Origin of the sequence: Chromobacterium haemolyticum DSM 19808 (assembly GCF_000711885.1) — a bacterium.
GTDB classification, from domain to species: Bacteria; Pseudomonadota; Gammaproteobacteria; order Burkholderiales; family Chromobacteriaceae; genus Chromobacterium; species Chromobacterium haemolyticum.
On the sequence record NZ_JONK01000001.1, the window covers coordinates 452,775 to 459,729 of the forward strand.

General features: G+C 70.1%; 5 protein-coding genes. All 5 read left to right on the forward strand.

Going from position 1 to position 6,955, the window contains the following annotated elements; all coding sequences use genetic code 11:
• Window positions 1-29 precede the first annotated feature (29 nt).
• Window positions 30-476 carry a type VI secretion system baseplate subunit TssE gene (locus BR71_RS02020; protein WP_043631825.1) on the forward strand — a complete coding sequence of 149 codons (447 nt, stop codon included), beginning with the start codon at window positions 30-32 and terminating at the stop codon, window positions 474-476.
• A complete protein-coding gene (tssF, locus tag BR71_RS02025) occupies window positions 473-2,335 on the forward strand; it encodes a type VI secretion system baseplate subunit TssF (protein WP_043631828.1) in 1,863 nt (620 codons plus the stop codon). Before BR71_RS02020 ends, tssF begins: the two co-directional genes overlap by 4 nt.
• Window positions 2,332-3,309, forward strand: a complete 978-nt coding sequence (locus tag BR71_RS02030) for a type VI secretion system baseplate subunit TssG (RefSeq protein ID WP_043631831.1) — start codon at window positions 2,332-2,334, stop codon at window positions 3,307-3,309. Before tssF ends, BR71_RS02030 begins: the two co-directional genes overlap by 4 nt.
• Window positions 3,306-5,927, forward strand: coding sequence for a type VI secretion system ATPase TssH (tssH, locus tag BR71_RS02035; RefSeq protein WP_081862510.1), 2,622 nt, complete (start codon window positions 3,306-3,308; stop codon window positions 5,925-5,927). Before BR71_RS02030 ends, tssH begins: the two co-directional genes overlap by 4 nt.
• The coding region (locus BR71_RS02040; protein ID WP_043631833.1) for a type VI secretion system Vgr family protein at window positions 5,918-6,955 on the forward strand (1,038 nt) is incomplete at its 3' end. The genes tssH and BR71_RS02040, both read left to right, overlap by 10 nt.

Here is a 6,955-nt window from a genome sequence, read left to right on the forward strand (position 1 = left end):
CGGCGCCGCTCAGGCGGCGCCGGGCAGCCATGACGCCACGATTATTCGACCAACTGTCCGCCCGCGCCGGGCGAGAGACGCTCGCCGTCAGCATCGCGCGCGATCTGGCTCACTTGATGAACGCCGCGCTGCGCGGCGCGCGCCTGCCGCTGGCGCCGGGCAGCCAGCTGGAGACTTCGGTGTGGAACTATGGGCGGCCGCCGTTGGCGGAGAGGAAGTCCAGCCTGATCGACCCGGCGCGCGTCTGCGCTCACATTCGCGACGCGATCCGCCGCTTCGAGCCGAGGCTGGACCCGGAGCGCGTGGAAGTGAGCGCGCGCGCCGGCAGCGGGCCGCTTGCGCGGCAACTGCTGTATTTCGACGTGGCCGCACAGACCCGCGAAGGCGGAGAAACATTGCGGCTTTGCCTGACGCTTAACTATCTGGACGGCTATTTTGGCCTGCCGCGCACGGCGGAGGCGGGGGTAGCCGGATGAATTTCCTCGATCACTACAATAATGAATTGCGCCATCTGCGCGAAGCCGGCGCGCGTTTCGCCCGCGAGCATCCGCAGATCGCTCCGGCGCTCGGCTTACGGCCAAATTCGGTAGCGGACCCCTTTGTCGAGCGTCTGCTGGAAGGCGTGGCTTTTCTGTCGGCCCGAGTGCAAACCCGGCTGGACTTGGAATGCGCCGAATTCGCGCGTCAGGCGCTGGCCCAGGTCTGCCCGCTTTATCTCAGCGCCACGCCGGCGATCAGCAGTTTCGCCTTCCATCCGGACTTTGCTTCGCCTGAGGCCTTTCGCGGCCGCAGCATGCCGCGCGGCACGCTGATCCAGGCGACGCTGCCGGGCGCGGCCCGGCCCGTCACTTTCTCCACCGGGCGCGAAGTGACGCTGTTGCCGCTTAGGTTGGAGCGAGCGGAATGCGGCCGCGGCTTGGCCCGGATATCCGCCGAACTGGCGCGGCGGCTGGCCTCGTCCCAGGCCGCCTTGCGACTGAGCTTCAAGCTGGAGGGCACGGTGGCGCTGGGCGACCTGGCCGCCGTGGAAGGCGGCGCCAAACCCTTGCAATTGAGCTTGGCCGGCGATCTGCCGCGCGCTTACGCGCTGCACCGGGCCATGTTGGCCGATGTCGGCGCCTGGTACGCCACGGCCGACGACGGACGCGGCGGCGAAGTCCTGCTGGAGTTGCCGCTCAGCGGCCTGCGCCTGTCCGCGGCCGACGAGGCCGAGGCGCTGCTGCCCACCGACGCGGGCGGTTTGCCGGGCTTGCGGCTGCTGCGCGAATACTTCGCCCAGCCGGCGCGGCTGCTCAGCGTGGAATTGGACGCGCTGGCGGCTTTGGCGGCGCGGGCGCCGTCGGCGCGCGGCTTCGAGCTGATCCTGGCTTTGCGCCAGGCGCCGCTGGATCTGATAGGCGAAGTCGACGCGGACCAGTTCCGTCTGTTCGCCACCCCGGCAATCAATCTCTACCCCAAGCGGCTGGACCCGGTGCCTTACGACCCGAACCAGACCGAACAATGGATTCCGGTGGACCGGATGCGGCCGGCGGAGCACCACTTGTGGCGCTTGCTGGAAGTCAATGTGTGCGATAGCAACGGCCGTTCTCGCGAAGCGCGGCCGGCTCTGGACGCCGGCGGCTACCAGAGCGGCCCGGCAGCGGCGCGCTACTCGTTGCGCCGCGAGCCGGCGCTCCAGAGCGAGGGCCCGCGACAGGCGCGCCCCGACACACTGGGCAGCCACGATTTGATCACCATTTCCGCCTGCGCCGGCGACATCGGTCTGGACGACATCGCCACGCTGACCGGGCGCGCGCTGGTGGCGGACCGCGGTTGGCGGCCAGAGGACTTGCCTGCCGCGGAGCTGCGGGCCGAGGGCGGCGCGGTGGCGCGGCTGGAATGCCTGTGGCCTGCCAGCGCGCCGCGGCCGATCCCGGACCAGGAGCGCTGCTGGCAAGCGGTGGCCCATATCGGCTTGAATCCGCTCAGCTTGCGCGGCGCCGGCCGTCAAGACATCAGCGCTCGGCTGACAGAACAACTGCGGCTGGCCGCTCAGCCGGAGCTGGCGCTGGACCGGCAGCGCATAGACAGCCTGAAGGCCGCGCATCTGCAAGCCGGCTTTTTGCCCGCAGGCCGGAGCTCGCCGCAAGCCCTGGTGCGCGCCGCCCTGGTGGACATCGACATTGCCGCCGTGATGCACGCGGACCGAGGCGGCTGGCTGTTCGGCCGGCTGCTGGCGCAGGCCCTGGCCCAGGCGGTCACGCTCAACGACGGCATCGAGGTCAGCCTGCGGCTGGACGGCGAGCTGGTCAGCCGGCATGGCAATACCCTGCGCCCAGACGGAGAACTGCAATGAAACGGCAGCAGATGATCCGGGAGCTGAGCCCGCAGCGCACTTTCTTCGAACTGATGCGCCGCGTCGAAACCTGGCAATGGCGTTTGCCGGACGCGTCCGCGGCAAGCCGGCTGCGCCGCCGGCCGGACTGGCTGGGCCTGGAGCAGGCCGCCGACATGCACTTCGCCAGCAGCGAAATCAGCGGGGTGAGGGTGGAAGAAGCGGAGAACGACGCCGCGCCGCGCGTCAGCGTGGTGTGCCGCCATTTCGGTCTGTTCGCGCCCTACGGCCCCTTGCCGCTGCACATCACCGAGCACGCGCTGCACGAGCGCCGGCTGGAGCGCAACGCCGCCTTCGAACGCTTCGTCAATCTGGCCTGCGGCGATCTGGCCTGGTTGCATTACGCCGCCCGCGCGGCGATGCACCCGGCGCTGGGCTACGAGCGCGGTCGCCACCCCTTCGCTGAACGCGTCGCCGCATTGGCCGGCGCCGCGCCGGACGCGGAGTCTCTGTTGGACCCGCACGCCGCCGCCTGCCGTCGCAGCCATCCCGGCGCTTATCACGCGCCGCGCCGTTCGCTGGCGGACTTGCGAAAAATCCTGGCCGGCTATTTCGGCGCGCCGGTGCGTCTGTCCCCGCGCCAGGGGCGCTGGATACCGCTGCGCGGCGTCGGGGGGCCGCGCCGGCTGGGAAACTGGCGCGTCGGCAGCCGGATCTGGGACGCCCAGCACGCGCTGGACATCACCATAGGGCCGATCGACGCCTCCGAGTTTGCCCGCTGGCGGCGCGGCTCGCCCGCGGTGCTGGCGATGTTCGCCGTCGCCGCCGATTTCGCCGATGGCCGGGCCGCTCCGGTCATCAAGGTCCAGGTCCGCACCCGGCCGGAACTGGCAGGCAAGGTGGGGCGCATGCGCCTGGGGGTGGACGCATGGTCCCGCCCCGGCGTCTCGCTCCGGACTCTCACCGTGTATGAATCATTCCAGGATCCGCTGTGAACCGAGAACGCATCTTCGGCCGCTTAGGCCCAACCGCATACGACACCTTGGTGGAAGCCACCGCGTTGGGGCGCTCGCGCCGGCACGCGCTGGTGGATTTAGATCATTGGCTGCTCTGCCTGCTGCGCCGAGGCGGCGGCGACGTCGCGCTCTTGCTGGAGGCGCTGGATTGCGATCCGGCTGCCGCGCTGCAACGCGTGGGCAAGGCGCTGGAGGCCGCCGAAGCCGGCGGAGAATCGCTGCGCGACATCTCGCCGGCGCTGGAGCGCAGCGTGGCGCCGGCCATCAGCTGGAGCCAGGTGGCCGCGCCGGCCGCCAAGGTGCGCAGCGGCCATCTCTTGCTGGCCTGGCTGGACGAAGAGCCTACGCGGCGCTGGCTGCAGCATAGAGTGGGCCAGGCGCTGGCGAAGTTGTCGCTGGACGATATTGTCGAGCGTTACGAGGCGCTGGCCGGCGCTTGGCCGGAAGCGTCCGACGCGCCTGTCTCGCAAGCCGCCGCCGGAGAGGCCGCCGACCCGGGCGCGGTGCTGCGGCAATGGGCGGTGAGCCTGAGCGAGCAGGCGGCCGCCGGCGAGCTGGATCCGGTGATAGGCCGCGACGCCGAATTACGCGCGGTGATCGACGTGCTGTCTCGGCGCCGGCAGAACAACCCCATTCTGGTGGGCGAGGCCGGCGTGGGCAAGACCGCGGTGGCCGAGGCGCTGGCTCAGCGCATTCATCGGGGCGAAGTGCCGCCCGGCCTGCGCGGCGCGCAAATCTGGGCCCTGGACGTGGCCAGGCTGCAAGCCGGCGCCGGCGCGCGCGGCGAGTTCGAGCAGCGGCTGCGCTCGGTGATAGACGCGGTGATCGCGTCCCCGGCCCCCGTGATTCTGTTCTGCGACGAAACCCATACCCTGATCGGCGCCGGCGGCAACGCCGGCACCGGCGACGCCGCCAACCTGATCAAACCGATGTTGGCGCGCGGCCAGCTGCGCATGGTGGCCGCCACCACCTGGGCGGAGTACAAGCAGTTCATCGAGCCGGACGCCGCCCTGGTGCGCCGTTTCCAGACCGTGGCGGTGGACGAGCCGGACGACGACACCGCTGTGGACATGCTGCGCATGATCGCGCCGCGCTTTGCAGGCCATCACGGCGTACGCATCGCCGACGCCGCCTTGCGCTCGGCGGTGACGCTGTCGCGACGTTATCTGCCGGCGCGGCAGTTGCCGGACAAAGCCATCAGCCTGCTGGACACCGCTTGCGCGCGGGTGGCGATGAGCCAGAGCTGCCAGCCGGCGGCGCTGGACCGGCTGCGTCACCGCGCCATGACGCTGGAACAAGCACTGAACTGGCGCGCCAGCGATGCGAGGCTGGGGCTGTCCACGCCGGAAGACACGGCGGAACTGGAGCGGGAACGCGCCGACACCGCCGCGCGCGCCGACGAACTGGACGCGGCCCTGAGCGAGCAGCGCGCCGAAGTGGGCGCCTGGCTGGGCGATCTGGAAGCGGGCGTCGGCGATTCTGAGCGGGCCGAAGCCCTGAGCGGGGCTGATCGGCTGGTGCGTCCCTGGGTGGACGCCCAAGCCATCGCCGAAGTGCTGTCGGAGTGGACCCAGGTGCCGGTCACCCAGATGGCGCAAGACGAGGCGCGTCGTCTGATGGCCCTGCGCGAAGGGTTGAACCAGCGGATACGGGGCCAGGAGAGCGGCCTGGACGCCATTGTGGAGGCGCTGCAAGTGGCGCACTCCGGCCTGGGCGATCCGCGCCGGCCGCTGGCGGTGATGTTGCTGGCCGGCCCCACCGGCACCGGCAAGAGTCAGACCGCTGCTGAGTTGGCGCAGGCGCTGTTTGGCGGCGAGCGCAATCTCTTGCGCTTCAATATGAACGAATTCCAGGAAGCCCACACCGTGTCCACGCTGAAAGGCGCGCCGCCGGGCTATGTCGGCTACGGCCGAGGAGGCCGGCTGACCGAGGCGGTGCGCAAGAAACCCTACAGCGTGCTCTTGCTGGACGAGTTTGACCGCGCCCACCCGGACGTGCACGAAATGTTCTACCAAGTGTTCGACCAGGGCTGGATGGAGGACGGCGAAGGGCGGCACATCAACTTCCGCAACAGCCTGATTTTGCTGACCAGCAATCTGGGCGACGCCGAAATCGAGGCCGCTTGCGCGGCGGAGCCCGAAGTCTCGCAGTCCCGGCTGGACGCGCTGGCGCGCGAACGCTTGCAGCGCCGTTTCGCGCCGGCCCTATTGGCTCGGATGCGGGTAGTGGCCTTCCGGCCGCTGGGCGAACCGGCCTTGGCCGGCATCGCGCGCCAGGCTTTGGACGACATCGGCCTGCGCCTGAGCGCCAATGGCCTGGCTTGGCGCGCCGACGCCGAGGCCGCGGACTGGATCGCCCGCGCGGTGGCCAGGCACCCGGCCAGCGGCCGCGCGGTGGGCGACTTGCTCCGCCAGCGAGTGATGCCGGCCATCGCCCGCGGCGTGCTGGAAGCGCGCGCCGCCGACCGCGCCTTGCGCAGCGTGCGCTTGAGCGCCGCCGACAAGCTGGAATTGATTTTCGACGACGGGGAGGGCGTGCCGTTGCCGCCGCCCGCGCCGGCCGAATCCGCCATCCCGGGAGAAACCGCATGCGTTTGATCGAACTGCACAGCCCTTTGCTGGACGCGGACAGCGTCGCGCTGAGCTTCAAGGCGGACGAGCGTCTGTCGCAGGAACCCAGCTATCAGCTCGACATCGCCTGCGCCGATCCGGCGCTGGACCTGGACAGCCTGCTCGGCTCGCAACTGACCGTGGACATCGACCTGGGCGACGAGGGCGTCCGGCCCTTCCACTGCCAGGTGCTGGGCGGCTACGACAGTGGCCAGACCCAGGACCGCTACACCTACACGCTGGAACTGGGCAGCTGGCTGTCCTTCCTGGCCGAGAACCAGAACTGCCGGGTGTTCCAGCAACTGACGGTGCCGCAAATCGTCGAGCAGGTGTTCGGCGAGCATCAGCGGCCGGACTTCCGCTTTGAGCTGGAGCACGCCTACGAACCACGCGAATACTGCGTGCAGTTCCTGGAGTCCGACCTCAACTTCGTCAAGCGGCTGCTGGAGGACGAGGGCATTTACTTCTGGGTCGAGCACCAGCCGGAGCGCCATGTGGTGGTGCTGTCCGACACCCAGCGCTTCGACGACCTGGCTGCCGGCTACGGCCGGCTGCGCTTCCTGCCGGACGGCGACGAGTTCCGTCCGGTGCCGGGCCGCGAAGGCGTGCAGCGGCTGCAACGCACGCGGCGGGTAAGGCCGACCAATGTCGCGCTGCGCGACTTCGACTACCACGCGCCGTCCAACCGCCTGGACAGCGACGCCCAGGAGACCCAGACCAGCCTGGACGGCATCCGGCTGGAACACTACGACTACGGCGCGGGCTATAGCGATCAGGCTGGCGGCGACCGGCTGGCGCGGCTGCGGCTGGAGGCGCTGCAGGCGGATTCCCACCAGCTCACCGGCACGGCCAACGCCCGCGGGCTGGCCACTGGCGGCGCTTTCACGCTGGAAGGCCACCCGGATGCGGCGCGTAACCGCCGCTACTACGTGGCGGCCAGCGAGCTGACCTTTTTGCAAGACGGGCCGGACAGCAGCGGCCAGGGCCGCAATGTGATGTGCGTGTTCCGCGCGATG